Origin of the sequence: Rhizobium rosettiformans, from assembly GCF_016806065.1 — a bacterium.
In the GTDB taxonomy this organism is placed as follows: Bacteria; Pseudomonadota; Alphaproteobacteria; order Rhizobiales; family Rhizobiaceae; genus Allorhizobium.
Genome location: NZ_CP032405.1, coordinates 922467 through 948411 on the forward strand (window position 1 = coordinate 922467; position 25945 = coordinate 948411).

Annotated in this window: 30 protein-coding genes and 1 tRNA gene; 16 read left to right on the forward strand and 15 right to left on the reverse strand. The window is 61.9% G+C overall.

What is annotated here, in order from left to right; all coding sequences use genetic code 11:
- Positions 1 to 12 precede the first annotated feature (12 nt).
- Positions 13 to 774: a DUF3108 domain-containing protein gene (locus D4A92_RS04430; RefSeq protein WP_203018385.1), complete on the reverse strand. Its 762-nt coding sequence runs from the start codon at positions 772 to 774 to the stop codon at positions 13 to 15.
- A 239-nt stretch (positions 775 to 1013) separates the two neighbouring features.
- Here D4A92_RS04430 and rpmB point away from each other — a divergent pair, with 239 nt between their 5' ends.
- Both rpmB and D4A92_RS04440 read left to right on the forward strand, forming a co-directional pair.
- Positions 1014 to 1304 (forward strand): 50S ribosomal protein L28, encoded by a 291-nt coding sequence (gene rpmB, locus D4A92_RS04435; protein ID WP_166600339.1) that lies wholly within the window; start codon positions 1014 to 1016, stop codon positions 1302 to 1304.
- Positions 1305 to 1457: 153 nt separating this feature from the next.
- Complete coding sequence (locus D4A92_RS04440; RefSeq protein ID WP_203018386.1) at positions 1458 to 2096, forward strand: VUT family protein; 639 nt, start codon at positions 1458 to 1460, stop codon at positions 2094 to 2096.
- A 71-nt stretch (positions 2097 to 2167) separates the two neighbouring features.
- Here the strand turns inward: D4A92_RS04440 and D4A92_RS04445 are convergent, their stop codons facing one another.
- From D4A92_RS04445 to D4A92_RS04460, 4 genes are read right to left on the reverse strand one after another with little or no spacing between them, the layout of a single operon-like run.
- Positions 2168 to 3199, reverse strand: a complete 1032-nt coding sequence (locus D4A92_RS04445; protein WP_203018387.1) for an esterase-like activity of phytase family protein — start codon at positions 3197 to 3199, stop codon at positions 2168 to 2170.
- Entirely contained in the window at positions 3192 to 5087 is a 1896-nt protein-coding gene (gene cobT, locus D4A92_RS04450) for a cobaltochelatase subunit CobT (protein ID WP_203018388.1), read from the reverse strand. The genes D4A92_RS04445 and cobT overlap by 8 nt, the downstream gene beginning before the upstream one ends.
- Positions 5088 to 5099: 12 nt before the next feature.
- Positions 5100 to 6092 carry a cobaltochelatase subunit CobS gene (gene cobS / locus D4A92_RS04455; protein ID WP_203018389.1) on the reverse strand — a complete coding sequence of 331 codons (993 nt, stop codon included), beginning with the start codon at positions 6090 to 6092 and terminating at the stop codon, positions 5100 to 5102.
- Between the two features lie 59 nt (positions 6093 to 6151).
- Complete coding sequence (locus D4A92_RS04460) at positions 6152 to 6778, reverse strand: J domain-containing protein (protein ID WP_203018390.1); 627 nt, start codon at positions 6776 to 6778, stop codon at positions 6152 to 6154.
- 102 nt (positions 6779 to 6880) lie between these two features.
- Here D4A92_RS04460 and D4A92_RS04465 point away from each other — a divergent pair, with 102 nt between their 5' ends.
- The gene (locus D4A92_RS04465; protein WP_203018392.1) at positions 6881 to 7162 is read left to right on the forward strand and encodes a BolA family protein; all 282 of its coding nucleotides are present in this window, start codon (positions 6881 to 6883) and stop codon (positions 7160 to 7162) included.
- Between the two features lie 13 nt (positions 7163 to 7175).
- Here the strand turns inward: D4A92_RS04465 and D4A92_RS04470 are convergent, their stop codons facing one another.
- The 3 genes from D4A92_RS04470 to D4A92_RS04480 are packed head-to-tail and all read right to left on the reverse strand — an operon-like array spanning position 7176 to position 10191.
- Positions 7176 to 8480, reverse strand: coding sequence for an HlyC/CorC family transporter (locus tag D4A92_RS04470; protein WP_203018393.1), 1305 nt, complete (start codon positions 8478 to 8480; stop codon positions 7176 to 7178).
- A complete protein-coding gene (gene aroB, locus D4A92_RS04475) occupies positions 8477 to 9604 on the reverse strand; it encodes a 3-dehydroquinate synthase (protein ID WP_203018394.1) in 1128 nt (375 codons plus the stop codon). Before aroB ends, D4A92_RS04470 begins: the two co-directional genes overlap by 4 nt.
- The gene (locus D4A92_RS04480) at positions 9601 to 10191 is read right to left on the reverse strand and encodes a shikimate kinase (protein ID WP_203018395.1); all 591 of its coding nucleotides are present in this window, start codon (positions 10189 to 10191) and stop codon (positions 9601 to 9603) included. Before D4A92_RS04480 ends, aroB begins: the two co-directional genes overlap by 4 nt.
- 144 nt (positions 10192 to 10335) lie before the next feature.
- On the opposite strand from D4A92_RS04480, the gene D4A92_RS04485 reads away from it, so the two are divergent.
- From D4A92_RS04485 to D4A92_RS04505, 5 genes are all read left to right on the forward strand, one after another.
- The gene (locus tag D4A92_RS04485; protein WP_203018396.1) at positions 10336 to 10488 is read left to right on the forward strand and encodes a hypothetical protein; all 153 of its coding nucleotides are present in this window, start codon (positions 10336 to 10338) and stop codon (positions 10486 to 10488) included.
- A 13-nt stretch (positions 10489 to 10501) separates the two neighbouring features.
- Positions 10502 to 11443, forward strand: a complete 942-nt coding sequence (gene xerD, locus D4A92_RS04490; RefSeq protein WP_203018397.1) for a site-specific tyrosine recombinase XerD — start codon at positions 10502 to 10504, stop codon at positions 11441 to 11443.
- A gap of 62 nt (positions 11444 to 11505) precedes the next feature.
- On the forward strand, positions 11506 to 12459 hold the full coding sequence (locus D4A92_RS04495) for an acetyl-CoA carboxylase carboxyltransferase subunit alpha (RefSeq protein ID WP_203018398.1): 954 nt from the start codon (positions 11506 to 11508) through the stop codon (positions 12457 to 12459).
- Between the two features lie 182 nt (positions 12460 to 12641).
- Positions 12642 to 13886: a L,D-transpeptidase family protein gene (locus D4A92_RS04500; protein WP_203018399.1), complete on the forward strand. Its 1245-nt coding sequence runs from the start codon at positions 12642 to 12644 to the stop codon at positions 13884 to 13886.
- A gap of 4 nt (positions 13887 to 13890) precedes the next feature.
- Positions 13891 to 14133: a sulfurtransferase TusA family protein gene (locus D4A92_RS04505; protein ID WP_203018400.1), complete on the forward strand. Its 243-nt coding sequence runs from the start codon at positions 13891 to 13893 to the stop codon at positions 14131 to 14133.
- Here the strand turns inward: D4A92_RS04505 and D4A92_RS04510 are convergent.
- Positions 14130 to 15290, reverse strand: coding sequence for a CobW family GTP-binding protein (locus D4A92_RS04510; protein WP_203018402.1), 1161 nt, complete (start codon positions 15288 to 15290; stop codon positions 14130 to 14132). The two genes, D4A92_RS04505 and D4A92_RS04510, sit on opposite strands and share 4 nt — an antisense overlap.
- Before the next feature lie 8 nt (positions 15291 to 15298).
- Complete coding sequence (locus D4A92_RS04515; protein ID WP_203018404.1) at positions 15299 to 16390, reverse strand: D-alanyl-D-alanine carboxypeptidase family protein; 1092 nt, start codon at positions 16388 to 16390, stop codon at positions 15299 to 15301.
- A 187-nt stretch (positions 16391 to 16577) separates the two neighbouring features.
- Between D4A92_RS04515 and D4A92_RS04520 the strand changes: the two genes are divergently transcribed.
- The 3 genes from D4A92_RS04520 to D4A92_RS04530 all read left to right on the forward strand — a co-directional run bounded on the left by D4A92_RS04520 (position 16578) and on the right by D4A92_RS04530 (position 18243).
- Entirely contained in the window at positions 16578 to 17741 is a 1164-nt protein-coding gene (locus tag D4A92_RS04520; RefSeq protein WP_203018406.1) for a M20 aminoacylase family protein, read from the forward strand.
- A gap of 66 nt (positions 17742 to 17807) precedes the next feature.
- Positions 17808 to 17884, forward strand: a tRNA-Arg gene (locus D4A92_RS04525).
- A gap of 131 nt (positions 17885 to 18015) precedes the next feature.
- The gene (locus tag D4A92_RS04530) at positions 18016 to 18243 is read left to right on the forward strand and encodes a hypothetical protein (protein WP_203018407.1); all 228 of its coding nucleotides are present in this window, start codon (positions 18016 to 18018) and stop codon (positions 18241 to 18243) included.
- A 21-nt stretch (positions 18244 to 18264) separates the two neighbouring features.
- Here D4A92_RS04530 and D4A92_RS04535 read toward each other — a convergent pair whose 3' ends face one another.
- From D4A92_RS04535 to D4A92_RS04545, 3 genes are all read right to left on the reverse strand, one after another.
- Entirely contained in the window at positions 18265 to 18453 is a 189-nt protein-coding gene (locus D4A92_RS04535; protein WP_203018408.1) for a hypothetical protein, read from the reverse strand.
- A gap of 76 nt (positions 18454 to 18529) precedes the next feature.
- Positions 18530 to 18718: a hypothetical protein gene (locus tag D4A92_RS04540; protein ID WP_203018409.1), complete on the reverse strand. Its 189-nt coding sequence runs from the start codon at positions 18716 to 18718 to the stop codon at positions 18530 to 18532.
- 116 nt (positions 18719 to 18834) lie between these two features.
- A complete protein-coding gene (locus tag D4A92_RS04545; RefSeq protein WP_203018410.1) occupies positions 18835 to 19167 on the reverse strand; it encodes a hypothetical protein in 333 nt (110 codons plus the stop codon).
- 156 nt (positions 19168 to 19323) lie between these two features.
- Between D4A92_RS04545 and D4A92_RS04550 the strand changes: the two genes are divergently transcribed.
- The 3 genes from D4A92_RS04550 to D4A92_RS04560 all read left to right on the forward strand — a co-directional run bounded on the left by D4A92_RS04550 (position 19324) and on the right by D4A92_RS04560 (position 21307).
- A complete protein-coding gene (locus D4A92_RS04550; protein ID WP_006724513.1) occupies positions 19324 to 19587 on the forward strand; it encodes a hypothetical protein in 264 nt (87 codons plus the stop codon).
- 98 nt (positions 19588 to 19685) lie between these two features.
- A complete protein-coding gene (locus tag D4A92_RS04555) occupies positions 19686 to 20213 on the forward strand; it encodes a sigma-70 family RNA polymerase sigma factor (protein WP_203018411.1) in 528 nt (175 codons plus the stop codon).
- The gene (locus D4A92_RS04560; RefSeq protein WP_203018412.1) at positions 20210 to 21307 is read left to right on the forward strand and encodes a DNA topoisomerase IB; all 1098 of its coding nucleotides are present in this window, start codon (positions 20210 to 20212) and stop codon (positions 21305 to 21307) included. The genes D4A92_RS04555 and D4A92_RS04560 overlap by 4 nt, the downstream gene beginning before the upstream one ends.
- Before the next feature lie 76 nt (positions 21308 to 21383).
- On the opposite strand, the gene D4A92_RS04565 is transcribed toward D4A92_RS04560, so the two are convergent.
- Positions 21384 to 21884: a ferritin-like domain-containing protein gene (locus D4A92_RS04565; RefSeq protein WP_006724510.1), complete on the reverse strand. Its 501-nt coding sequence runs from the start codon at positions 21882 to 21884 to the stop codon at positions 21384 to 21386.
- 164 nt (positions 21885 to 22048) lie between these two features.
- Between D4A92_RS04565 and D4A92_RS04570 the strand changes: the two genes are divergently transcribed.
- Complete coding sequence (locus tag D4A92_RS04570; protein WP_246754027.1) at positions 22049 to 22801, forward strand: BON domain-containing protein; 753 nt, start codon at positions 22049 to 22051, stop codon at positions 22799 to 22801.
- A 7-nt stretch (positions 22802 to 22808) separates the two neighbouring features.
- Here the strand turns inward: D4A92_RS04570 and D4A92_RS04575 are convergent, their stop codons facing one another.
- A complete protein-coding gene (locus D4A92_RS04575) occupies positions 22809 to 24656 on the reverse strand; it encodes a heavy metal translocating P-type ATPase (RefSeq protein ID WP_203018413.1) in 1848 nt (615 codons plus the stop codon).
- Between the two features lie 108 nt (positions 24657 to 24764).
- On the opposite strand from D4A92_RS04575, the gene dxr reads away from it, so the two are divergent.
- Positions 24765 to 25943 (forward strand): 1-deoxy-D-xylulose-5-phosphate reductoisomerase, encoded by a 1179-nt coding sequence (gene dxr / locus D4A92_RS04580; protein ID WP_203018414.1) that lies wholly within the window; start codon positions 24765 to 24767, stop codon positions 25941 to 25943.
- Positions 25944 to 25945: the final 2 nt, after the last annotated feature.

The window sequence follows — 25945 nt, forward strand, 5'->3', positions numbered from 1 at the left end:
CGCCCGCTGAAACTAGCCGTCGAACTTCTCTGCCGTCACATGCACGGTTCCGTAGCGGGTCGGGATCCGCGCATAGACAGGTGCATATAGCTGCAGCGTCGCAGTCTTGGCAAACCAGATCTCCATGCCGCTCACCGACTTCAGATATTCGATGTCCTTGCGGCCCTGGCGGTAACCGGACTTCGGCACGTAGCGGACCGAACAGACGATGGCCTCGCCCTTGGCACTGCCGGCGGAGAAGGTTGCGGAGCGGTTCGGCGAGAGAACGAGATCCATGCGGCTTTCGCCGTCATAGACGGGCAGGGTCTGGCCGCAGACATCGGAATTGCCGGGGATGAGGAGAGCGCCGATCGGATCGAGGACCGACTTCAGGTCACCGGGTTGGACGTGCACCCAGGTATCCGGTTTCGGCCGCTCCGGTGTGACCTTGGTTTCCACCACATTACCGCCAGCGAAAAGCACCTCGTAGGTATGTTTCCGCTTGCCGCTCTTGTAGTCGAGCACATAGCGCTCCGGGTTCATGCTCCCGCCGGACATGCGACCGGACACGGTGCTGTCGGCAGACACCTCGCGCACGATGTCGACGAGGCTCGACGAATGAAACTGGCCGGAAATCGTGTATCGCTCGTTTTCGACGGCCGTCTGAAAGGTCATGCGCGCAATCGGCAAGACGCCGAGAGAAACCTTGTAGGATGTGTCGTAGCGATAATCGGCAGCCCCGGCGCCACCGGCGGCAAGGACGAGGAAGGCGGTAAGGAAGCCGGTCGGACGCAAATGCCATCTCCATCATGGGAATGCCGGCGGACCGGCGTCTGGAAGATGCATACTCGCCGTGGACTGTGGCAAGAAAATATCCTACACCTGCCCTGGCGCCCGGAAAATCCAAGGTTTGGCTTGACGCGCCGGTTCTCACTGACTATAGAACCGCAACTTTCCAATCAGACGCTGTTGGATTGCCTCGCCGGCATTTGGCCGGAAGCGATGCGATGGCCTAGAAAAACAATAGGTGTACCATGTCCCGCAGTTGCGAATTGACCGGCAAGGGCGTCCAGTCGGGCAACAACGTGAGCCACGCGAACAACAAGACCAAGCGCCGGTTCCTGCCGAACCTGTGCGACGTCACGCTGATCTCGGACGCTCTGAACCAGCGCTTCCGCCTGCGCGTTTCGGCTGCTGCCCTGCGCACGGTCGAGCATCGCGGTGGTCTCGATGCATTCCTGATCAAGGCTTCTGAAAACGAACTGAGCATGCGCGCTCGTCTGCTGCGTCGCCAGATCGTCAAGAAGACCGCTGAAGCCGCTTAATAGCGTCATTCGGCCAGACTTTCGAAAGGCTTGACCGGTTCGCCGGGCAAGCCTTTTCGTTTGGAATGTCAATGCATGTGAAATGCCTGGCATTGCACCCGTCCTTTTTACAGTATTGTCCCTCCAACTGGTGGCATCACCCAGGATAAAAAAATGCTGAACAAGCGCTATTTCTTTGCCTACAGCCTGCTGATGACGACAATCGTCGTCGCCTCGAACTTCCTCGTCCAGCACCCGGTCGATGGCGTTCTGGCCGGCATCAATCTTGCCGACCTCCTGACCTTCGGTGCCTTCACCTATCCGATCGCCTTCCTCGTCACCGACCTGACCAACCGTCAGTTCGGCCCTCAGGTTGCGCGCCGCGTCGTGCTCGTCGGCTTCATCGCAGGCGTTCTCTTGTCGATCCTGCTCGCCACGCCGCGCATCGCGATCGCATCGGGCTCGGCCTTCCTCGTCGGCCAGTTGCTCGACATCTCGATTTTCAACCGGCTGCGCCAGCAGACCTGGTGGAAGGCGCCGCTGATGGGCTCGCTGATCGGCTCCGTGCTCGACACGATCATCTTCTTCTCCCTGTCCTTCGCACCCGTCTTCGGCTTCATCGGCCCGAACGACGACTTCGCGATTGCCGCAGCCCCGATCCTCGGCGTGATGTCGACAGAAGCGCCACGCTGGATCTCCTGGGCGATCGCCGACTTCGGCGTGAAGATGCTGATCGGCTTCATCATGCTCCTGCCCTACGGCGCGCTGATGAGTGTCGTCCGGCCCATGCCGACAGCGTCGCGCACGGCCTGACAGCAGCGAATTCAAGAGATCGACAACAGCCTCGGGAAACCGGGGCTGTTTCGTTTTCCAGGTTGAAGACGTCAGGACTGAGGCGCGGAGAGCCGGAATTCCAGCATCAAGGTCCGCTGCAGGATCGAATGGTTGTCGTCGGAGACGACGATCAGCCGAACGGAGCCGTTGGGCTCGGGGATGGCATCGATGCCTTCCATATTGTCGATCTGCGATCGGTAATTGGCCTCGAACAGGATCTCGCCATCAAGAACAGCATCCGGTCGAATGCTGTCCCCATCGACGCGGCGCAAACGCATGCCCACACCTCTGGCGATGGTGAAGCGGCGCTCGAGCAGCAGGAGATCCCCATCCGGCAGGAAAGTCGCATCGGTGATGTCGAAGTCGTCACGCGGACGCACGCGAAATTCGCCGGCAAGCGGACCGCCGAGGATGGCCGCATAGATATTGCCGTTGTCGTCGTAGCTCTTCTCCGAAATCGCGACCAGCGCACCACCGAGCGGACCGTCCTTTTCGGCAAGCACCAGCGACTCCAGACCGCCATTGCTGCGCAGGACATCGAGATCGAAGGGGAAGGCGAGCGGCTCCGACGGCACTGCTTTGCCGAGGTCGGACAGGGGTTCATAGGACACGACGCGGTGACGCTGTTCAAAACCGACGAAGGCGCGATCACCGTCCACGACAAGGCTCTCCGCATCGACGTGGAACTTGGAGGGGCTTTCGCGCCCGGATGCGTCGAGAAGCGGCGCCAGCTTCACAGTCTCGATGCCGGCAAGCAGACCCTCGGCATCGCGCCTGATCTGCCCCTCGATCCAGTAGCCGGTGTCGAACACGCCGAGGAAGCGCTTGTCGTCCAGGAACCGGATCGACGAAAAGGCACCAAACAGCGGCTCGGAGGATGAGAGCTCGACACCCCCTAGGAAGGTCAGCTCCGGCGCCATGGTCGGGTTGCCACCGAGCTGGGTAATCACACGGCTGTCGACCGGGATGGACAAGGTCTCACCGGCGGGAATGACCGCAGGCGTACAGGCGGAGAGTGCAAGGAGGCCAGCCAGCGCACAGCTCAGGCCGAGGCGGCGCCGATAGGTTGAGCGCTCAGGCACGCAGACGCGCCCGGCCGCTGCCGCCGGAGGGCTGCTCTTCAAAGAGCGAGGCAAGCTGTTCGGTCATCGCGCCCGCCAGTTCGTCGGCATCAACGATGGTGACGGCGCGGCGATAGTAGCGCGTGACATCGTGACCGATACCGATCGCGAGCAGTTCGACCGGAGACTTCGTCTCGATCTGCTCGATCACGGCGCGCAGATGCCGCTCAAGATAATTGCCGGGGTTCACCGACAGCGTCGAATCGTCGACCGGGGCGCCGTCCGAGATCATCATCAGGATCTTGCGCTGCTCACGGCGGCCGATCAGGCGGTTATGCGCCCACATCAGAGCCTCACCGTCGATGTTTTCCTTGAGCAGGCCCTCACGCATCATCAGGCCGAGATTGCGGCGCGACCGGCGCCAGGGGGCGTCTGCCGACTTGTAGATGATGTGGCGCAAATCGTTGAGGCGGCCGGGCGCCGGCGGCTTGCCGCCCGCGAGCCACTTCTCTCTGGACTGTCCGCCCTTCCAGGCCTTGGTGGTGAAGCCGAGGATCTCGACCTTGACGCCGCAACGCTCGAGCGTGCGCGCAAGAATATCGGCGCAGGAGGCGGCAACCGTGATCGGACGGCCGCGCATCGAGCCGGAATTGTCGATGACGAGCGTCACCACAGTATCGCGGAACTTGGTGTCCTTCTCCTTCTTGAAGGAGAGCGGCTGCATAGGGTCGATGATCAGGCGGGTGAGACGCGCCGGATCAAGATAACCCTCTTCCAGATCGAAGTCCCAGGAGCGGTTCTGCTGCGCCATCAGGCGGCGCTGCAGGCGGTTTGCGAGCCGGCCCACGGCACCCTGAAGATGCGCAAGCTGCTTGTCGAGGAAGGCACGCAGCCGTTCCAGCTCCGCCTCGTCGCAGAGCTCTTCGGCGGTGATTTCCTCGTCGAATTCCTGGGTGAAGATCTTGTAGTCGACCTTCTCGTTGAAATCATCGAAGGGGGTCGCCGGACGGCGCATCTCGCCGGGCGTCTCGCTATCATCGTCGCCCTCGTCCGACATCTCCTCTTCAGAGATCTCGGCACCGTCCATCTCGCCGTCGTCGAGCTGTTCCTGCGAAGCTTCGCTTTCCTCGGCGGGTGCGGAGTCCTGACCGGCTTCGTCTTCCGACGTCTCCTGATCCTGCTCGCCGCTGCGCGGCTGCTCCTCATCGGTGGACTGCTCGTCCTCACTCTGCTCCTGGTCGTCGCCCATATCCTCGGCCATCTCCATGGCCGACAGCATGTGGCGGATCACGCGGGAAAAGGCCTGCTGGTCTTCAATGACGGACGAGAGATTGTCGAGGTCGGCACCGGCCTTGTCCTCGATGAAGGGGCGCCAGAGGTCGAGCACCTTGCCTGCCGATTCCGGGGCCTTCTGACCGGTGAGCTTCTCGCGCACCAACATGGCAACGGCTTCGCCGATTGGCGCATCTTCCTGACGGCTGATGGTCGAGAAATTGGCTTTCGCGTATTTCTCGGTGTTCATCGACTGAATGTTGGAGGCCACACCCGGCATGCGCAGCGAACCAAGCGATTCCACGCGTGCCTGCTCGACCGCATCGAAGATGGCGCGCGCATCGGCCCCCTGCGGCGCCATGCTGGCATGGACCTTCTGGTCATGGCAGGCGAGCCTGAGCGCCATGGAATCGCCGAGACCGCGGGTCACGGCAAGCTCATGGGCGGTCGGACGCTTGGACAGTTCCGGCAGGCGGATGCGCTCGCCGGCAATCCCCGGGCGATCATTGGCAAAGGCCACCTCGACCTGCGGATCACCCGCGATCGAGCGGACGCAGCCGGTGATGGCACGACGCATCGGCTCCGTATCCACCCCGCCGCCGGCTCTCGCCTTCGAATTATCGCCGCGCCCTGCCATGCTTCTCAGTCCTTATGCGCCGAGTACGATATTGGCCGCACTTTCCTTGAGTTCCACGCCGAAGGCGCGCTGATACTGCTCGGCCACCAGTGTGCGCTCAAGTTCATCGCACTTGTTGAGGAAGGTGACGCGGAACGCGAAAGCGACATCGCCGAAGATCTCGGCGTTCTCGGCCCAGGTGATAACGGTACGCGGGCTCATGACGGTCGACAGATCGCCGTTGACGAAGGCGGCACGCGTCAGATCGGCAAGGCGCACCATGCGCGAAACCGTGTCACGACCCTCGGCGGTGGAACCGAAGCTCTTCACCTTGGCGGAAACGATATCGACTTCCTTGTCATGCGGCAGGTAGTTGAGCGTGGTGACGATGGACCAGCGGTCCATCTGCGCCTGGTTGATCTGCTGCGTGCCGTGATAGAGGCCGGTCGTGTCGCCGAGACCAACCGTATTGGCGGTCGCGAAAATACGGAAGGCGGGATGCGGACGGATGACGCGGCTCTGGTCGAGCAGGGTCAGGCGGCCCGAGCTTTCCAGAACGCGCTGAATGACGAACATGACGTCAGGACGACCGGCATCGTATTCGTCGAAGACGAGCGCGACATTGTGCTGGTAGGCCCAGGGCAGGATGCCGTCCTTGAATTCGGTGATCTGCTTGCCGTCCTTGAGGACGATGGCGTCCTTGCCGACGAGATCGATACGGCTGACATGGCTGTCGAGGTTGACGCGCACGCAAGGCCAGTTGAGGCGGGCTGCGACCTGCTCAATATGCGTCGACTTGCCCGTGCCGTGGAAGCCGGAGACCATGACGCGGCGGTTATGCGCAAAACCGGCGAGGATGGCGAGCGTGGTTTCACGGTCGAAGAGATAGTCCGGATCAAGATCCGGGACATAGGCGTCACCCTTGGAATAGGCAGGCACCCGGATGTCACTGTCGATACCAAACACGTCGCGCACCGACACGGTGGTGTCGGGGAGATTGGTAATATCAAGATCAATTTTGCTCATCGTTTCTCCATGCCGGGCGCCACCGACCGGCCGCATCTCATCGCTGCTGTGTGTTCGGATTAACAGAAACCGGCCTGCTTTAACAATTTGTAGGCTTCAATAACAGCGCGAAAACGCTCTTCCGAAGCCCTGTCTCCGCCATTTGCGTCGGGATGGTGTTTTTTTACAAGCTCCTTGTAGCGGGTCTTGATGTCGGTCGGCGTGGAGCTGACGGTAAGCCCAAGCGTATCCAGCGCTTTTGCCTCCAGCGTCTTCAATTTCCGATCCGCCGCCTGATAGCGCGACGCACCGCCGCGCCCTTGCTGCACGAAGCCGAACGGGTCCTTCATGCGCGCCTGCGACGCAGCCGAACCGGAACGCATGGTGGAATGAAGCGGGCTCGCCTTCGCCGCCTTGTTGACCCCCACGGTCCAGGTGGGGCGATGACCGGTGATCGCCTCCTTCTGGTAACGCGCGATCTCGGTGTCCGAGAGGCCGGAGAAGTAGTTATAGCCCTTGTTGTAGTCCTTCACGTGCTCGAAGCAGAACAGGAAGAACTGGCCTTCGGCATGGCGGCCCACGGGTGCGCGATGGGCCCCCGGCTTGTCGCAGCCGTCCCATTGACACACAGGTTTGGATGGTTCGGGCTCCGCTGCCCGCTTTCGCCGGGTACGTATCCCGTCGAAATATTTCGAGTCGAGTTTCATGCGCTAATTATGGGGCGCAGGAAGGGGTCGGACAAGAATTGACAAACCGGTTTGTTGCGCGCTTTGTGGGGCGTTTTGCGAAGCAGCAGAAAGAGGCAGACCATGTCGGTAAAGAGCCGGATTGAGACCCGTCTGACGGAGGCTTTCAGCCCCGAACGCCTTGTCGTGATTGACGAGAGCCATCACCATGCGGGTCATCAGCCTGACATCACCGGCACCGGCGAGACACATATGCGTGTTCGCATCGTCGCATCCGCCTTTGCCGGCATGACACGGCTCGCGCGCCACAGGGCCGTGACCGATCTGCTGAAACCAGAACTGGACGCCGGCCTGCATGCGCTGGCCATCGAGCCCGCCGCCCCCGGCGAGCCCACACGCTGGTAGTCTTCGGCTAAGATCAGACCTGCGGCTCGGCCGCGTCGATCGGCCGGATGCGCAGACGCGTGATGCGGTTCTTCTCCCGCTTCAAGACGATGAAACGCTTGCCGTAGAAGGTGAAGGCCTGGCGCTCCTCGGGGATCGACTTCGACTCGTGGATGACGAGACCGGCAATCGTGGTGGCCTCCTCGTCCGGCAGCAGCCAGTCCATGGCACGGTTGAGGTCACGGATCGGCACCCCGCCATCGACGACGATCGAGCCGTCGCTGTCCTGACGCACGCCCTGGATCTCGAGATCGTGTTCGTCGGAGATGTCGCCGACGATTTCCTCGAGAATGTCTTCGAGCGTCACCACACCCTGCACTTCGCCATATTCGTCGACGACGACGGCAAAATGGGTCTTGCGGCGCAGGAAGGCGTTGAGCTGGTCCTTGAGGTTGGTGGTATCGGGCACGAACCACGGCTTCTGGGCGACCTTGACGATGTCGATGTCCTGCGGCTCGACATTCGGCTCGGCGAGTGCGCGGATCAGGTCCTTGGCATGGATCACACCGATGATGTTATCGGTCGAGCCACGCCAGACCGGCATGCGGGTGTAAGGACTTTCGAGAATGTTGCGGATCGCGGTTTCCGGCGGTTCGTCGGCATTGACGGCCCGCATGGCCGTGCGGTGGATCATGATGTCGGAGACTTCGAGCTCGCCGAGATCGAGGACACCGCCGAGGCGGTCGCGGTCGGCCTTGATCACCGATCCCTCGCGGTGCAGGAGCGCCACGGCGCCGCGCAGTTCTTCATGCGCAGACAGCATGGAGGCTTCGCCCGAAATCGAGACGCCGAACAGGCCGAGTAGCTTGCGGACGATCCAGTTGACGAAGCTGGAGAGCGGACCGACGATGGCCACGAAGGGCCGGACGAGTGGCGCAACGACGAGGGCAAAGCGCTCGGGCGCGGAGATCGCCCAGCTCTTCGGCAGCACTTCCGAAAAGATGACGAGAAGAACGGTCATCAGCAGCGTGGCGATGGCAACACCGGAATCGCCGAACAGGCCGAGAAACAGGCTCGTCGTCAGCGACGAGGCAAGAATATTGACCAGGTTGTTGCCGATCAACAATGCACCAATCAGGCGGTCGCGCCGTTCGATCAGCATATTCACCACGCCTGCACGATCGTCTCCATTGACCTCGAGCGTGTGCATGCGCGCGCGCGACGTGGCGGTCAGCGCCGTCTCCGACCCGGAAAAGAAGCCTGAGCAACAGATCAACAGAAAGATGGCGAGGATGGTGAGCCAGTACTCGGCAAGGCCGGCCAGGATTTGCTCGATCATGATGGGCGCATCTCCTCGATGAAACGCTGAACTTCCGATGCCGGTACGTCGTCGGCGACGAAGGATTGGCCGAGACCACGGGTGAGGATGAAGGTGAGCTGACCGCTCTTGACCTTCTTGTCCTGGGCGATGGCATCCATCAGGACACCGGTTGGCGGCAATTCGCCGGGGATCTGATCCATCCGGGTGGGCAGGCCGACAGCCTTCAGATGCGCCTCTACGCGATCCGCGAGATCTGGACTGGCGAGGTTCATGCGCGCCGAGAAGCGATGCGCGAGCACCATGCCGATCGAAACCCCCTCGCCATGCACGAGCCGGCTACTGTCATACTGGGTCGCGGCTTCCAGCGCATGGCCGAAAGTATGGCCGAGATTGAGGAGCGCACGGCGCCCGTTTTCGCGCTCGTCGGCAGCGACCACGTCGGCCTTGGCCTGACAGGAGACGGCGATCGCCTCGATACGGGCAGCACCGCCGGCAAAAACCTCGCGCCAGTTCTTTTCCAGCCATTCAAAAAAGTCAGGCTTGTCGATCAGGCCATATTTCGCCACTTCCGCATAACCGGCGCGAAATTCGCGCTCAGACAGCGTGTCGAGCACGTCGGTATCGGCGAGCACCAGATCCGGCTGATTGAAGATGCCGACAAGGTTCTTGCCCTGCCGCGCATTGATGCCGGTCTTGCCGCCAACGGAGCTGTCGACCTGCGAGAGCAGCGAGGTCGGGATCTGCACGAAACGCACACCACGCCGGACGATGCCGGCGGCAAAGCCGGTGAGATCGCCGATAACGCCGCCGCCGAGCGCAATCACCGTATCATTGCGCTCGATGCGCGCTTCAAGCAGCACGTCGCAGACCTTGGTGAGATAGTCGAAGCTCTTGGTCTTCTCGCCGGCGGGAAGCGTGACCGAGACTGCCTCGATGCCATCGGTCTGCAGACTGTCCATCAGCCCATCGAGATAGCGCGCACCGACATTCTCGTCGGTGACGATGGCGGCACGGCGACCCTTGATGCGGGTCGAGATTTCGCCGCCGGCACGCGCCATCAGGCCAGGCCCGATGAGAATGTCATAAGAGCGCTCACCCAAGGGCACATGCACCAGGCGTTCCAGGGTCTCGACCTTCGTCATTGCGTCTTGTCCTTGCCGATATGTTCGATCACCGAGGTCAAGACCTCGTTGGCGATCACTTCCTTACGCACGTCACGCGACTGGACCGTGATATCCGCTAGCGCATAGATCGGATATCGCTTGTCCATCAGATCCTTCAACGTCTGCTTCGGGTTTTCGGTCTTCAGCAGAGGCCGGTGATCGCGCTTGTTCACCCGCTCCCAGAGAACGTCGAGATCGGCATTGAGCCACACCGAAAGCCCACCACGCTCGATCTGCTTGCGGGTCCTCTCGTTGATGAAGGCGCCGCCGCCGGTGGAGACGACACGCGGGCCCGTGCGCAGCAGGCGCTTGATGACACGGGTTTCGAGCGCGCGGAACTCTTCTTCGCCATAGGCAGCAAAGAGCTCGGCGATCGTCATCCGCGACACCCGCTCGATCTCCGTATCGGTGTCGATGAAGGGGAGACCGAGTTGCTGCGCGACAATCCGGCCGATCGCCGACTTGCCGGCCCCCATCAGACCAACGAGAACAAGATTGCGTTTGCCGAGCGCCGTCTTGGCACGCACACCCAGACTGGGAGCAAGGTTGAGGATCGTTTCGGTCATCGGCCTGTTCACGACTGTTTCATGACCTATTGACATATAGAGGGCTAGCGTCAAGCCATGGCAGCATTTCCGCAAGGCCTGTCCCGGCCTTGGTAAACTCCATGTTTCGACCTATTTATTTCGAGAACCGGCGAAGGACCGACCATGCCCACTCTGTTTCGCTTCCTGTTCATCTGCGGGACCATCGCCGGTCTGGTCTATGTCACCATGTGGTCCTTTGCCGTCTTCGTCGAGCCGCGGGAACGCGACGTGACGGTGCGCATTCCTTCCGAGCGTATCAATCCGGTCGAACAGTAGCGGGAAGCAAGATATGTCGGATCTGAGCCGGGCTCGCGTCGAGGCCTTTCTGGAGATGCTGAGCGCCGAGCGCGGAGCAGCCCAGAACACGCTCACTTCCTACGAGCGCGACCTCGACGACCTCGCCGATTTTCTTTCCGGCCGCAAGGTGACGCTGGGTGCAGCGACCCGGGAAGATCTGGCCGCCTATCTTTCCGATCTCGCGCGACGCGGCTTCCAGCCGACGTCCCAGGCAAGACGCCTGTCGGCCATGCGCCAGTTCTACAAGTTTCTCTATGCGGAAGGGCTGCGCGGCGATGATCCGACCGCGATCCTCGACGCGCCGAAGAAGAGCCGCCCCCTGCCCAAAGTGCTGACGGTCGAGGATGTCACCGGGCTTCTGTCGCTCGCCGAGCAGGAAGCAAAGATCGAAGGACCGGACCAGCCGGTGCGCATCCGGCGACTGGCGCTGATCGAACTCCTCTATGCAACCGGCATGCGCGTGAGCGAACTGGTCTCGCTGCCGGTGAAGGTGCTGACGCAGGAGGGGCGCTTTCTGCTGGTGCGAGGCAAGGGCAACAAAGAAAGGCTCGTCCCCCTGTCGCGGACGGCGATCGAAGCCCTGGCAAGATACGGTAAAGTTCGTGGGGCCGATCCCGTTCACGCCGACAGCCCATTTCTGTTTCCCGCCGCCAGCAAGGAAGGCCATCTGCCCCGCCAGGTCTTTGCGCGCGACCTCAAGGATCTCGCGATCAGGGCCGGGTTATCGGCGAATGCCGTGTCTCCACATGTTCTGCGACATGCCTTTGCCAGCCATCTTCTCGGCAATGGTGCGGACCTTCGCGCCGTGCAGGAACTGCTCGGCCATAGCGACATTTCAACGACACAAATCTATACGCATGTGCTCGACGAGCGCCTGCAGCAACTGGTGCATACGCATCACCCCCTTGCAAAACAGGCCAAAAACCCCGATTAGGGCCGGCAAAGCCGGTTCCTGCGGGCGGCGAGCGCCAGGAACGAACGATCGGAACGGAGTTCATGCACAACTATCTCGACTTCGAAAAGCCCATCTCCGACCTCGAGGCCAAGATCCGCGAACTGAAGAAGATCGCGGAAGAGGACGAGAGCATCGACACCTCGGAGGAGATTAGCCGGCTGGAAAGCCGCGTCGACGAGGCGATGGTGGAGATCTATTCGAAGCTCAACGCCTGGCAGAAGACGCAGGTCGCGCGCCATCCGCAGCGCCCGCATTTCGTCGACTATGCCGAAGCGCTGTTCACCGAATTCACACCGCTGGCCGGTGACCGCAAGTTTGCCGAGGACGCCGCCATCCAGGCCGGCCTCGCGCGTTTCCGCGGCCAGCCCGTGGCCGTGATCGGCCAGGAAAAGGGCAACGACACCAAGTCGCGCATCAAGCACAACTTCGGCAGCCCCCGTCCGGAAGGCTACCGCAAGGCGATCCGCGTCATGGAAATGGCCGACCGCTTCGGCCTGCCCGTCATCACACTGATCGATACGGCCGGCGCCTATCCGGGCGTTGGAGCAGAAGAACGCGGCCAGGCGGAAGCCATTGCCCGCTCCACCGAGATGTGCCTCGGCCTCAAGGTGCCGATGGTCTCCGTTGTCATCGGTGAAGGCGGCTCAGGCGGCGCGATCGCGATTGCCACCGGCAACCGCGTCTACATGCTCGAGCATGCGATCTATTCGGTGATCTCGCCGGAAGGTGCGGCCTCCATTCTCTGGCGCGATTCGACCCGCGCCAAGGAAGCTGCGACCAACATGAAGATCACAGCGGAAGACCTTAAAGGTCTTGGCATCATCGACGCCATCATTCCGGAGCCCGTCGGCGGCGCCCATCGCGCACCGGATCGGGTGATCGGCATGACCGGCGACGTGATCGCGACCGCGCTTGCGGAACTGACACCAATTTCCGGCGACCAGCTGCGCACTGACCGCCGCCAGAAGTTTCTCGATATCGGCCGCAACCTCTAAGATCTGAGGCTGCGGCTGCGGCAATTTGCCATCACTCCGCCGCTTTGCAGCGGTAGCGGCGGAAGACGGATGGCGAAATCGGCGGTCATTGGTTTATAATTTGTGAAGAAAGCAGTTCTAAACTACGCATGATCGGCTCGGTTCGAGCCACCAACATGTGTTTCTGGAAAAAGCCTTCGCGCATGCGTTTGACATCAACGGCCCTGGTTCTGGTTTTCGCCGCCGCCCTCGCAGGCTGCAACGACACGTTGGAGAGTGCTGCTTACGATACGCCGCGCGTCGCCAACAAGGTCGCGCAGCCACTCCCCGCCCGCCTGATTTCCGAAATCCAGAAGAAGGGCATGGATCGCAACTCGCCGATCATGATCCGCATCTTCAAGGAAGAGGGCAAGCTCGAGGTCTGGAAGGCAAAGACCAACGGCCGCTTCGACAAGGTCGTGGAATACGATATCTGCGCCTGGTCGGGTCGCCTCGGGCCTAAGGTGAAGGAAGGTGACCGCCAGGCGCCGGAAGGCTTCTATCCGCTGACGCCGTATCACCTGAACCCGAATTCCAAGTATTTCCTGGCGATCAACACCGGTTTTCCGAACCAGTTCGACCGCGCCAATGGCCGCACCGGCACGCATCTGATGATCCATGGCGCCTGCTCGTCGTCAGGCTGCTATTCGATGACCGATGCGCAGATGCTGGAGATCTACGCATTCGCCCGCGACGCCTTCAAGGGCGGACAGCAGGCGGTGCAGTTGCAGGCCTTCCCCTTCCGCATGACCGCTGAAAACATGGCGCGTCATCGCCACAGCCCGCACTTCGATTTCTGGAAGATGCTGAAGGTCGGCTACGACAATTTCGAGGTCACCAAACGGCCGCCCGAGGTGAATGTCTGCGAGAAGAAATACGTCTTCAATCAGTCGGTTCCGGCCGGCTCGAGCTTCAATCCACAGGGCGCCTGCCCGGCCATGAGCACGCCTCCGGCACTCTCGGTCGCGCTTAACGGCTTCAACGAAGCCTATGACGCTGCCTATGCCAAGGCGCTGAAGAAATATGACGGCAAGATCTGGTATGACCCGACGGAAGCCGAGCGCAAGGCGCTGGTGGCCGACCTGCGCAGATCGCGTTCGCACGATCTCGCTTTCGCCCCGACGGGCTCTGCCCTGAAGGCCGGCAGGCTGCTTAACATCAACGATGCGGACCAGTCTGCGCCTCCGGCTGCCAATGGCACGGCCGCTGTCAACCAGATGGCGACCAACCCGAACGGCGACCCGCAGGCGCAGGCCGCAGAGACAGCGGCGCCTGCAGCGCCGGCCACCTCCGCCGTCCCGGTGCCGCAGCCCAATCCGCTTGCACCTCAGACAGCCGAGGCCGCAGTTGCATCACCGGCGCAAGCACAGGCACCGGCCGGCAAAAAGCCCTTCTGGAAGCTCTGGTAAGGGCATGAGCGAGACGGTGATCTATGATCTGAGGGGGCTGAAATGCCCCCTTCCCGTTTTGAAGACCCGCCGACGCATGGCCGACATGAAGCCTGGGGACGAACTGGTGGTGGAGACCAGCGACCCGCTCGCCGGCATCGACATTCCGCATTTCTGCAACGAGGACGGTCATGAACTGGTCGCGCAGGAGCGGCTCGACGCCGGTCACCGCTTTCACATCCGAAAGGGCGGTATCAAGCCTGCCTAGAACTTGAGGCCGGGAACCGACAGCGGATTGTCCATCATCGCCGCGCGATCCGGCCGGTCGATCGCGACCTTGCCAGTGAAGGCCCCGAACAGATCCCGCACATAGCTTTCCGACAGGTCCCTGGTGATCAGCACGAGCCGCGTCTTGCGGTCGGAGCCTTCAGGCCAGGCCGGAAGGCGCACGGGCGGATGGAAGATCGACTGCACGCCATGCAGCACCAAAGGCTTGTCGGGCCGGTCGGTGAGCGCCACGATCGCCTTCATCCTCAGAAGCTTCTCGCCATGGGTCGAGCGTAGGAGATCGATGAACATGTTGATCGCCATCGGATCGATCGGCTCGTCGTGAAGGATGGAATAGGAGCGGATCGAGGTACCGTGCCGGTTAACGTCATGATGGTGGTGATGGCCGTGCGAGTGCCCGTGGCTATGATGACCGTGATCATGATGATGATTATGGTGGTCATGGTGCTGGTGATCGCCGACCGCAGCCATTTCGTCCTTCAGCCAGCGATCGACATCGGCGATCTTGCTTGAGGCGTCGTAAAGCCCGTTGATCAGCATCGCGGCCGAGCCGGCATCCTCAGCATCGCCATCGGTGATCGGCGCACGGGGGTTGAGCATGCGCAGGCGCTGCGTGATGGCTGAGACGGCGGCCTCGTCGGCGAGCGTCTTCTTGGTCAGGATCAGCCGATCGGCGACCGCGACCTGCTTGTAGGCCTCCGGAAAGGCATCGATGGTCGAGAGGCCATTGACCGCGTCGACGACCGTCACGACACCGTCTAGATCGAAGTGCTGGGCGATCGACGGATGGCCCATGACCGACTGCATCACGGGTGCCGGATCGGCAAGGCCCGTCGTCTCGATGACGACGCGCGACAGCGGCTTCACCTTGCCGGTCTGCATGCCGTCGATCAATTCCGCCAGCGTGTCGACGAGCTCACCGCGCACGGTGCAGCAAAGGCAACCGTCCGCCAGTTCCACCACCGCATCATTCGAGGTCTCGACCAGCAGATGATCGATACCCACTTCGCCGAACTCGTTGATGATGACGGCCGCGTCCTTCATCGCCGGGTCCTTGAGCAACCGGTTGAGAAGCGTCGACTTGCCGGCGCCGAGGAAGCCGGTGAGGATGGAGACGGGAATGCGCGACTGGGTCATCAAGTTACTCAGAATGTGGGACGAGGCCTCGGGATCGGCACATTGGCGATCTGGCCCGCGCCGGAGCCCTGTTTCGTCTCAACCGGCTCACTGCCGGGAATGAGGCCGGCAAAGCTCATCGCCGGCGGGCGGCCCATTTCTTTTATGTAAGGAGACGTCAGCTTCATGCGCCCAGCCTCGTCACGGCCTTCGCTACGGATCTGGCGCGCCTTCGGATTGCAGATCTCGGCGCTGATGTCGGTCACCTGATCCTGCCCTTCCCCATAGGGCGCGAGCTGATCCAGCCGGTTGCCGGCGACCGAAGACGTTAGGCCCTTCTGCAGGAGATCGGCGGAGAGATCGGCGCGCGCACCGAGGCTGTCGGCGCCGAGCACCACCGAGATCACGGTGCGTCCATTGCGCGTGGCGGACGAGACTTGGTTGAAGCCGGAGGCGCAGACATAACCCGTCTTCATACCGTCAGCGCCGGGGAAACGACCGACGAGCAGGTTGAAGTTCGGATAGTCCTTCTTCCCGGTGGTCACGCCTTCCAGTGCAAAATAACCCGCATATTCAGGGAATTCGCGACGGATGGTCGTCGCAAGCAGGGCCATGTCGCGAGCGGTCGTGTACTGGCCCTTGCCCGGCAGGCCATTCGGATTGACGAACCGCGTTGAGGTCATACCGAGCCGGGCGGCCTCCTGGTTCATGCGCTGGACGAAAGCCGCTTCGCTGCCGCTGACGGTCTCCCCGATGGCGACCGCGACGTCGTTGGCAGACTTGATGATCAGAAGCTTCAAGGCACTGTCGAGCGTCAGCTTGGAGCCCGGCCTGAAATACATTTTGCTTGCCGGCTGGTCAGCCGCATGTTTGCTCATGACCACCACCGTCTCGGGCGAAAGCTCGCCCGAGCGCATGGAGCGGAAGGTCGTATAAGCCGTCATCAGCTTGGTCAGCGAGGCCGGATACCATTTGCGGAAGGCTTCTTCATGGGCGATGACCCGGCCACTGCCGACATCGACCACCATCATCGGATTCGCGGCAGCCAGACCCGGCAGAACCATCGCCACCAGCGAGACGGCGACCGCCAGTCGGCGGGCGGATCCGGTTGAAGACAACATGCGGGGACGTTTCGCTAACACGACTTCGATCCTCTTGTTCGGCTGGGCTCTCATCAACGCATGACGAGATCTTATGTAGGGAAGGAATGGCAAAGCCCATTGAATACGTCAATTGAAAGGCGCACATTCATGCCGACAATCACGTGATCCGCGCGACCGTGATCTAGAATGAACGCAGGAAGAGAGAATGCCGCTTCTGAACCGTGCTTCCGAACTCCAGTCGGAAGCCACCGAATGGCGCCGCCATCTGCATGCCAATCCGGAAATCCTTTACGACGTTGAAAACACGGCAGCCTTTGTCGAGGCGAAGTTGCGGGAATTCGGCGTCGACGAGATCGCAACCGGCCTCGGCCGCACGGGAGTCGTCGGCATCATCAAGGGCTCTGGCGGCGAAGGCAGGACAATCGGCCTGCGCGCCGATATGGATGCGCTTCCTCTCGACGAAATCACCGGCAAGCCCTGGGCTTCGACCATTCCAGGCCGCATGCATGCCTGCGGCCATGACGGACACACGGCCATGCTGCTTGGAGCAGCGAAATATCTTGCCGAAACCCGCAACTTCACAGGCCAGGTGGCGGTGGTGTTCCAGCCGGCCGAGGAAGGCGGGCGCGGCGCGCTCGCCATGGTCGAAGACGGAATGATGGAGCGCTTCGGCATCGGGGAGATCTATGGCATGCACAACATGCCCGGAAAACCTGTCGGCACCTTCGCCATCCGCAAGGGTGGCATTATGGCGGCTCCAGACAAGTTCCAGCTCAAGCTGACCGGCGTCGGCGGCCATGCTGCCGAACCGCACAACACGGCAGACACGATCGTCATTGGAGCACAGATCGTCGGCGCCCTTCAGACCATTGCTGCTCGCAACGCCAATCCGCTACGCTCGGTCGTGGTCTCCGTCACCCAGTTTCATGCCGGCACGACCCATAACATCATTCCCGAAGAAGCCTTCATCTCCGGCACAGTACGGTCGCTGGACGAAGGCGTGCGCGATCTGGCGGAGCGGCGCATTGGCGAGATCGCAACCGGCATTGCGGCTGCCCATGGCGCCACCATCGAATACGAATACGAGCGCGCCTGCCCCGTCACCGTCAATCATCCTGCCGAGACGGACTACGCCGCGCGTGCAGCGATCGACGTGGTCGGCCCTGACAACGTCGACACCGAAGTGGATCCGAGTATGGCCGGCGAGGATTTCGCCTTCATGCTCCAGTCGCGCCCCGGCGCCTACATCATGATCGGCAATGGCGAGACGGCGGGCCTCCACAATCCGGCTTACGACTTCAACGACGAGGCGATCGCAGCGGGGATATCGTATTGGGTGCGTCTGACCGAGCAACGCCTGCAACGCTGAACACGACATTTCAACCGCGCAAAACCGCTTGGCTTGAAGCCTGTGCTTTTGTATGGAGGAAGAAGTGGTCCCGTAGCTCAGCAGGATAGAGCATCAGATTCCTAATCTGAGGGTCACGCGTTCGAATCGCGTCGGGATCACCATCAACTGACCACCCACATCTTGCCATTACGAATCTAGGGTTGCGTTCGTGCCGTTATACGGCATGATGGTTCCATGCCACGCCGACGGGTGCTTATTCTTTTTATCGTCGGCCTCGAACGGAGGGAATGCCATGGCACCAAGACCCCCGGGCAAGAGCAATGACGAACATGCGATCGTGGAACGGGCCGTACGGCGGTTGTACGAGCGCAAGCATACCGACAGGCATGTCCAGGAAAATGCCGAAGCGCTCGTCAGCTATCTGGTGAAGAGCGGCATTCGTGACGAAGACGATCTCGTCGAACTCGCGAGCATCGCGAATGGTAAGCGTTACGACCCGAACAACGGCAGTTTCCTGTAACGACGAATACGGCACCGATGTCTATCGGTTGCCGCCATAGGGGCTGGTATCTGCCCTTTCATCTTTTTCATACAGCTCCCTCGTGGCCGCGTCTTGATTGATGCGCTCACGGGCGCTGAGCCGTCTCTGCCGCATGATGGCATAAAAGACGGCAACACCGAGCAGAATCGGCCCGAGCGCGACGACAAACAACCATAAATAGTTGGTCATGAAATACCCTTTCCTCAAATCTGGATGCACATTCAAAAGTGCAACCCATCGCGGGAGGAAAAGGTTCCGAGGGGAATCAGGTCGGCGTCTTGGAGGGCGCAACCTTTTCATCGAGGGCCGATTGCAACTCTTCGGCAAGGGCGATCAGGTGCTCCGGCACTGCTTCACGGCGCGTCTCGTGCATCAGCAGGTCCAGCTTGTCGCGTACGATGCCGCCCGTCCTGTCGCGTCGCGTCTCCGGAGATGAGATTTTCAGTTCTTCCATGTGGACCTCCGACTTGAGGGCATTGCTGGCGGGTTGAGTTTGATTTGTCCCTGATGCTTCAATACGTCATCCGGTCCATCTCGGATTAGTCTTTTTGCCGAAATCAACCGCCTTGGTCAGTTGACGCCCCTTTCCGCTTCAGGAAAGGCTTCGATCAGCTTCTGGCGATCCGTGTATTCCAGCGGCTCAGCTTGAAGGATTACGCTGATGCTGTCGGATACGTCCAGCTGGCCATCGTGCTCGAGTTCAGCTCGCCCGCCCGATGCGAACACCAAGGTGGCGCGCGTCTCGAAGCCTTGGCGAATCAGCCAATCTCGCGGCGCCTGAATCTCGACCTTCGCGGTATAGCCTTCTCCCCGTCGCTCCACTGCGACGTGATAGCTGATGGGTGATACGCGTTCGCCGATCAGCAACTGGCCCTGGCCGTCGACATTCTGCACATGTGTCATGCTTCTCCCTCTCGCTTTCGGATCTTTCGGGAAAGAGAACATCCGGAGACGCTCTCGGTTCCGTCGGAAAAAGCGGTGCAGGGCCGGGAACCACTGGCTGACAGAGGCGTTCCATCAACGGGTCAAGGGGAGGAATGACAACAAGCGAGACACACCATGAGCAGTGCGCGTCAAACGACGGACCATGATGAGATACGCCGCTGGATCGAGGAGCGGGATGGCATGCCGACGCGCGTCAAGGACAGCGGCGAAGGCGGCATCCTGCGAGTGGATTTCGGCAAGCCGGAGGAAACGCTGGAAAAGGTCGAATGGGAGGAGTTCTTTCGAATCTTCGAAAAGAACGATCTCGCCTTTCTCCATCAGGACAAAACTGCCGACGGCAAACTGAGCCGCTTCAGCAAGTTCGTAAGCCGTAGCTGACATGGTCGCCGGCTTGGCCGACCGTTCACAATTTCGGGAACCAAGGCATGGGACGCGCGTTTTTGCGTCGTTCTGCCTGGTACCACAGACATCGGAGGATGGCGATCTTGACGACCCGTAGAGCCGAGCTTGCCGCACAATCTGAAGTGGTCGAGTTGATACCGGCATTGCGCGCCTTTGCGCGGACCTTTTGCCAGAAGCCTGAAGAGGCAGATGATCTCGTCCAGGAAACCCTGACAAAAGCGCTGGCCAATCTTGACAAATTCGAGCCGGGAACACGCCTGAAGTCCTGGCTGTTCACGATCATGCGCAACACCTTCTGCACCCGTTTCAAGAAGAGCAGCCGCGAGACCATCGGCTTGCCCGAGGGTGTGGCCTCGCGGCTGACCAGCGAGGCGAGCCAGGAGTGGACCGTGCAGGCCGAGGAGGTTCGCCGGGCTCTCAACCGACTGCCCGAACATCACCGGGAAATGCTGGTGCTGATCGTAATGCTCGGCGAACGCTACGAAGATGCGGCCGAAATCTGTGGCTGTGCCGTGGGCACGGTGAAAAGCCGCCTCAGCCGGGCGCGGCAGCAATTGCGCCGCGAACTCGGTGAAACCGGGACGGACAGCCCCGTCGGATGAGCAAGACCGATAGCGAGGATGCAGAGGTAACTGCCGGACCTCCTCCGTCGACGGACGATGTGCCCGAACTCACCGAGATCGGTTTGGTCTACGGCACCGATGCGGAGCTTGGCATCAGTCGCCGCCGCCGCGGCAAGGGTTTTTCCTATCATCTTCCGGACGGCACGGTCGTTGCCGACCAGACTGTTCTCGCCCGCGTCCGCAAGCTCGCGCTGCCACCGGCCTATGAACGGGTCTGGATCAGCCTCGAGCCCCGCAGCCACCTTCAGGCCACGGGGTACGACGCCAGGGGACGCAAGCAGTATCGCTATCATCTCGACTGGGCCGCGTGGCGCAGCGAGCGGAAATTCGATGATCTCATCGGCTTCGGCGAGGCGCTTCCGACGATCCGGCGCAAGATCGCCCGCGACATCGCCGAACATGCCGATTCAAGTTACTTCCTGCTCTCAGCTCTGATCAGTCTGCTCGACGTGACCTATATGCGCGTTGGCAACCGCGCCTATGCCGAGGAAAACAAGACCTATGGCGCAACCACGCTTCAGAAACGTCATCTGACCTTCGAGCCCGATGGCATCCGGCTGAGCTTCATAGCCAAGGGCGGCAAGCGGGTGCGCCGAAAGCTTCGCCATCCGAAACTGCAAAAGATCCTCGAAGAGATTGCCGACCTGCCCGGACGGGACCTGTTTTCGTGGCGGGACAAAGACGGGCAGCTGCATCGCATCGATTCGGGCCGTCTCAACACCTATCTCGCTGAGATCACCAACATGCGGCTTTCGGCCAAGACCTTCCGCACCTGGGGCGGATCTGTCGCGGCATTTGCCGAAGCATGGAAGCATATCGAGGCTTCGGAACGTCCCACAATCCGGCAGATGTGCCAGATGGCCTCCGACCGCCTGCACAACACGCCGACGATCTGCCGCTCAAGCTATGTGCATCCGGCGATCCTCAACCTTGCCGACAAGAGCACGGACCTTGATGCTGTGCGTGACCTGGTGCGGACGGGACCTTCACGCGCCCTGCTTCGCGCCGACGAAAACCGGCTGATGGCTTTTCTGCAGGATCATTATGCCCGGAAGGGCTCAGCCAAGGACTGAGTGCGCGAACGCAAAGTCAACCCGCACGGAAAAAGGGGCCGGAACAGATCCGACCCCTTGCTTCGATTGGCAGCGATCAGGCCGCCTTCTTCTGGGCTGCGGCATTGACCGCCGTTTCGGCAAGCTTGGTCAGCGCCTCGTCGGTCTTCGATTCTTCCGCCAGCGTCTCGTCGAGAAGCTTGACAGCATCCTTGTAGCCGAGCTGCTGGGCCCAGGTACGCAGCGTGCCGTAGCGGCTGATTTCATAGTGTTCGACGGCCTGAGCGGCGGCGAGCAGACCGGCATCGAGGGCGGGCGAACCCTTGAACTCTTCCATGATCTCTTCGCCCTCTTCGACGATGCCGTCGATGGCGGCACAGGTCTTGGCACGCGGACGCTTGCCGATGATCTCGAACACCTGCTGCAGGCGCTCGACCTGGCCCTCAGTCTCTTCCTTGTGCTGCAGGAAGGCGGCCTTCAGCTTCTCGTCCTGCGCGCCACGTGCCATTTTCGGCAGGGCCTTGAGGATCTTGCGCTCAGCATAATAGATGTCCTTGAGGGTCTCGTGAAAAAGCTCTTCCAGTGTCTTGGTAGCCATGTCGTTATCTCCTCGGTTATCGGTTATGGCGAGAAAAGAACCGGCCGGATGGCGCTTTGTTCCTGACTTGTTTTTCAGGTTTTCACCGGAACGATCCACGGCTCCGCAGGGTTAGATTCGCAGGTGGCGCACGACGCTGCCCTCCAGACCCGAAGGAGGAAACAATGGTCAATCGCAACGACAATTGGGACGCCGGAGACGGCCGGAACCGGAATCGCAACACGCGCCACAGCCCGACCGGTGACTACGGCCCCGGTGACAGCGGCTTCGTTCGCGGCTATGGCGACAACCGCCCCGATGCCGATCGCTATGACGCCATGCGCCAGCGCGACTACGGCATGGATGGCGGTTACGGCGCCAGCGGATCGCGCTATCCGCGCATGGGACGCTCCGACTGGACGACCGACGATCTGGGCTATGACGGCGAGCTCAGTGACCGCGGTTACGGAGATGACGAACGCCGCTATGCCCGGGGTGCCGGACGCGGCCATTATCCGTCAGACAACAATCGCGGCTATCGCGGTCGTTACAATCGAGGCAATCGCGATTACGACGACGAACGCGGCTTCGTTGACCGCGCCAGCGACGAAGTCGCATCGTGGTTCGGTGACGAAGAGGCCGCACGGCGTCGCGAGATGGACAGCCACCGCGGCAAGGGTCCCAAGGGCTACCGCCGTTCGGATGCCCGCATCCTGGAAGACGTCAATGACCGTCTGGTCGACGACCCCGCCGTCGATGCCTCCGATATCGAGGTGACCGTGAAGGATGCCGAAGTGACACTGTCCGGCCATGTGACGGATCGCTTCGAAAAACGCCGCGCTGAAGACTGTGCCGAGCGCGTCAGCGGCGTTGCCCATGTGCAGAACAATCTGCGTGTGCGGATTTCAGGCGAAGGCAGCGTCATGACGCAGGCCTGAGGCCGACCTAGCTCCGAAGAGCGCGCAAGGCGTTGAGGATGACGGCGACGTCGATGACCTCCTGCAGCAGCGCACCCTGAACGGGCGTGAGATAACCGAAGGCAGCGAAGATCATCGCGCCGCCGGAGAGAATCAGCCCGGCAACCGCACTTTGCCGGGCGATGTTGCGGGATCGCCTCGCGATGCCACAGGCCAGCGGCAGGCGTGACAGATCATCCGCTAGCAGCACCGCATCGGCCGCTTCCGACGAAGCCGCCGAACCCCGCGCACCGATCGCCACGCCGACATCGGCCAGCGCCAGCGCCGGCGCATCATTGACCCCGTCGCCGACCATCATCACTGTGCCCGTGTCACGCTCGCGACGGATCAGCTCCACCTTCCCTTCCGGCGTCAGATCACCCGAAACGGCGTCGAGACCAAGAGTTGCGGCCGCCTTTTCGGCAACATCGGTCCTGTCGCCGGACGCCATGACGATCCGCCCTATGCCCTCAGCCCGGAAACCGGCGATCGCATCGCCGGCATCGTGCCGGAGCGGATCGGAGAGCAGGACAAGCCCTGCGGCACGTCCGTCGATACCGACCGCCACGACGGCGGCACCATTCTCCACATTTGCGCGATCGAACGCCTCCCCCGCCACCAGGTGTGACAGCACATAGCCGCTGCCGCCCAGCACCACCCGCCGCTCACCGACGAGCCCTGACAAGCCGCGGCCGGCATCTTCAGCCACACCCTGCGGCAGGGTGAGGGCGAGGCCACGCGCGGTGGCGGCCCGTACGAGAGCTTCGGCCGCGACATGGCTCGAAGCCTGATCCAGCGAGGCGGCAAGCGCGAGCACCTGATCCACCGTGAAACCGGCTTCCGCCCTGACATCTGCGACCTCGGGGCGTGCCGAGGTGACAGTGCCCGTCTTGTCGACCACAACGGTGGTGACGGCGGCCAGCGCTTCCAATGCACCGGCCGTCTTGACCAGCACGCCCTGGGACGCAGCTCGAGACATGCCGGCAATGACGGCAACGGGCACGGCGAGGATCAGCGGACAGGGGGTGGCCACCACGAGCACCGCAAGCGCCCGCGTCGCCTCGCCGCTCCACCACCAGGCGCCGCCGGCAAGCAGCAGCGTGATGGCGAGAAAGACGAGTGCGTAGCGATCGGCCAGTCGCGCCATCGGAGCACGGCTCGCCTGCGCCTGTTCGACAAGGCGGACGATGCCGGCATAGGTGCTCTCTTTCGATTCCCTGAGAACCAGAAGATCGAAGGCATCCCCGACTGCCGTTGCGCCACTCGGCACCTCTGCGCCGAGCGTGATCGAGACCGGGAGGGACTCCCCCGTCAGTGCCGACAGGTCGAGCACCGAGGACGGTGCAAGTAGACGACCATCGACGGGCACGACTTCGCCCTTGCGGACCAGGATCCGGTCCTGCGGCTTGAGCGCTTCGATCGCCACGCTGTCGAGATTTGTGCCGCGATACAGCATTGCGGTTCGCGAGACACGGCCGAGAAGCGCGGTCATGTCGCGCCGGGCACGGCCCTCGGCAAAACTTTCGAGCAATTGTCCGCCGGCATACATCACGGCGACAATCGCGGCCGCGAGGTTTTCGCCGAGCGCGAGACCGACGCCGATCGACAGCGCCGCGATCGCATCAACCCCCATGCGCCCTTGCAGAAGTGCGCGAAGGATATCGAAGACGAGAACGACGAGAACGGCGGCCGCACCGATCATCCAGACCTGCGCCGCCTGTTCTGGCAAGGCGGCGAGGAACAGCACCCCGCCGCCGGCGAGACAGAGAAAGGCGAGCGCTGCACGGAGGACCGGCAGGCTCTCACGCAATCGTGTCGGCTGCAGAACGTCCGGCATCGTCACATTCCCAAAGGCGCTGCCGATCGGTCGAAACTGACCTCTCTTGCTGGTCTTCTCTTTCCCTTGTAGAGCCTTCTGAGCATGAAGCAATCGGACGTAAGCAGCATGATCGATAACGACCGGCCCCGCCGCCTTACCATCCTTGGCTCGACGGGTTCGATCGGCGTGAACACGCTGGACGTGATCGAACAGCTAGGCGGTCGCGATAGCTTCGCAGTGATGGCGCTCACCGGCAACGGCAATCTCGATCTGCTCGCCGAACAGGCCCGCCGCACCGGCGCCAAGCTCGCCGTCACCGCCGACGAGAGCCAGTATAGGACGCTCAAGGATCTGCTGTCGGGATCCGACACAGACGTCGCCGCAGGCGCAAGCGGACTGGACGAGGCCGCTGACATGGACGCCGGCTGGGTGATGGCGGCGATTGTCGGCACGGCAGGTCTGGCACCGACCTTGAAGGCGGCCGCGCGCGGTGCCGATATCGCGCTCGCCAACAAGGAATGCCTTGTGTCTGCAGGCCCTCTCTTTGTCGATGCGGTAAACAAGGGCGGCGGGCGCCTGATCCCGGTCGACAGCGAGCACTCGGCGATCTTCCAGTGTCTGGAGCAAGACCAGCGCCACGCGCTGGAGCGTATCGTGCTCACGGCCTCGGGTGGCCCCTTCCGCACCCACACGCGCGAGCAGATGGCGAATGTCACGGTGCAGACGGCACGCACCCATCCGAACTGGTCGATGGGTCTGAAGATCTCCGTCGGCAGTGCCTCGATGTTCAACAAGGCGCTGGAGATGATCGAGGCCAAGCACCTCTTCGACGTCCGCCCCGACCAGATCGAGGTCGTCGTGCATCCGCAATCGATCATTCATTCCATGGTCGGCTATACCGACGGTTCCGTCATCGCCCAGCTCGGGGTTCCGGACATGCGCACGGCGATCGGCTATGCGCTGACCTATCCGAAGCGCCCGGCGCTCAATGTCGACAGGCTCGACTTTGCCAAGCTCGCAAGGCTCGATTTCGAGGCGCCGGACGAGACGCGCTTCCCGGCCCTGAGACTTGCCCGCACCGCGCTTGTGCGCGGCGGATTGCAGGGCGCCATCCTCAACGCAGCGGAAGAGACCGCCTTCAACGCCTTCGTCGAGGACAAGATCCGCTTCCTGGACATGGCCGAGGTCGTGGAGACGGTGATGGACGCGATGGTCGAAGGGGTGCCGGCGGACACGATCGCCGACGTCTATGCCGCTGATCGCGAGGCAAGGCGGAAGGCGGCAGAGGTTATTGCGGCGCGGTAAGC

Excerpts from the sequence above, each read along its gene's own strand:
- rpmB (WP_166600339.1), top strand. The coding sequence starts at position 1,014 with ATGTCCCGCAGTTGCGAATTGACCGGCAAGGGCGTCCAGTCGGGCAAC.
- D4A92_RS04440 (WP_203018386.1), top strand. The coding sequence starts at position 1,458 with ATGCTGAACAAGCGCTATTTCTTTGCCTACAGCCTGCTGATGACGACA.
- cobT (WP_203018388.1), bottom strand. The coding sequence starts at position 5,087 with ATGGCAGGGCGCGGCGATAATTCGAAGGCGAGAGCCGGCGGCGGGGTG.
- cobS (WP_203018389.1), bottom strand. The coding sequence starts at position 6,092 with ATGAGCAAAATTGATCTTGATATTACCAATCTCCCCGACACCACCGTG.
- D4A92_RS04460 (WP_203018390.1), bottom strand. The coding sequence starts at position 6,778 with ATGAAACTCGACTCGAAATATTTCGACGGGATACGTACCCGGCGAAAG.
- D4A92_RS04465 (WP_203018392.1), top strand. The coding sequence starts at position 6,881 with ATGTCGGTAAAGAGCCGGATTGAGACCCGTCTGACGGAGGCTTTCAGC.
- D4A92_RS04470 (WP_203018393.1), bottom strand. The coding sequence starts at position 8,480 with ATGATCGAGCAAATCCTGGCCGGCCTTGCCGAGTACTGGCTCACCATC.
- aroB (WP_203018394.1), bottom strand. The coding sequence starts at position 9,604 with ATGACGAAGGTCGAGACCCTGGAACGCCTGGTGCATGTGCCCTTGGGT.
- D4A92_RS04480 (WP_203018395.1), bottom strand. The coding sequence starts at position 10,191 with ATGACCGAAACGATCCTCAACCTTGCTCCCAGTCTGGGTGTGCGTGCC.
- D4A92_RS04485 (WP_203018396.1), top strand. The coding sequence starts at position 10,336 with ATGCCCACTCTGTTTCGCTTCCTGTTCATCTGCGGGACCATCGCCGGT.
- xerD (WP_203018397.1), top strand. The coding sequence starts at position 10,502 with ATGTCGGATCTGAGCCGGGCTCGCGTCGAGGCCTTTCTGGAGATGCTG.
- D4A92_RS04495 (WP_203018398.1), top strand. The coding sequence starts at position 11,506 with ATGCACAACTATCTCGACTTCGAAAAGCCCATCTCCGACCTCGAGGCC.
- D4A92_RS04500 (WP_203018399.1), top strand. The coding sequence starts at position 12,642 with ATGCGTTTGACATCAACGGCCCTGGTTCTGGTTTTCGCCGCCGCCCTC.
- D4A92_RS04505 (WP_203018400.1), top strand. The coding sequence starts at position 13,891 with ATGAGCGAGACGGTGATCTATGATCTGAGGGGGCTGAAATGCCCCCTT.
- D4A92_RS04510 (WP_203018402.1), bottom strand. The coding sequence starts at position 15,290 with ATGACCCAGTCGCGCATTCCCGTCTCCATCCTCACCGGCTTCCTCGGC.
- D4A92_RS04515 (WP_203018404.1), bottom strand. The coding sequence starts at position 16,390 with ATGTTGTCTTCAACCGGATCCGCCCGCCGACTGGCGGTCGCCGTCTCG.
- D4A92_RS04520 (WP_203018406.1), top strand. The coding sequence starts at position 16,578 with ATGCCGCTTCTGAACCGTGCTTCCGAACTCCAGTCGGAAGCCACCGAA.
- D4A92_RS04530 (WP_203018407.1), top strand. The coding sequence starts at position 18,016 with ATGGCACCAAGACCCCCGGGCAAGAGCAATGACGAACATGCGATCGTG.
- D4A92_RS04535 (WP_203018408.1), bottom strand. The coding sequence starts at position 18,453 with ATGACCAACTATTTATGGTTGTTTGTCGTCGCGCTCGGGCCGATTCTG.
- D4A92_RS04540 (WP_203018409.1), bottom strand. The coding sequence starts at position 18,718 with ATGGAAGAACTGAAAATCTCATCTCCGGAGACGCGACGCGACAGGACG.
- D4A92_RS04545 (WP_203018410.1), bottom strand. The coding sequence starts at position 19,167 with ATGACACATGTGCAGAATGTCGACGGCCAGGGCCAGTTGCTGATCGGC.
- D4A92_RS04550 (WP_006724513.1), top strand. The coding sequence starts at position 19,324 with ATGAGCAGTGCGCGTCAAACGACGGACCATGATGAGATACGCCGCTGG.
- D4A92_RS04555 (WP_203018411.1), top strand. The coding sequence starts at position 19,686 with ATGGCGATCTTGACGACCCGTAGAGCCGAGCTTGCCGCACAATCTGAA.
- D4A92_RS04560 (WP_203018412.1), top strand. The coding sequence starts at position 20,210 with ATGAGCAAGACCGATAGCGAGGATGCAGAGGTAACTGCCGGACCTCCT.
- D4A92_RS04565 (WP_006724510.1), bottom strand. The coding sequence starts at position 21,884 with ATGGCTACCAAGACACTGGAAGAGCTTTTTCACGAGACCCTCAAGGAC.
- D4A92_RS04570 (WP_246754027.1), top strand. The coding sequence starts at position 22,049 with ATGGTCAATCGCAACGACAATTGGGACGCCGGAGACGGCCGGAACCGG.
- D4A92_RS04575 (WP_203018413.1), bottom strand. The coding sequence starts at position 24,656 with ATGCCGGACGTTCTGCAGCCGACACGATTGCGTGAGAGCCTGCCGGTC.
- dxr (WP_203018414.1), top strand. The coding sequence starts at position 24,765 with ATGATCGATAACGACCGGCCCCGCCGCCTTACCATCCTTGGCTCGACG.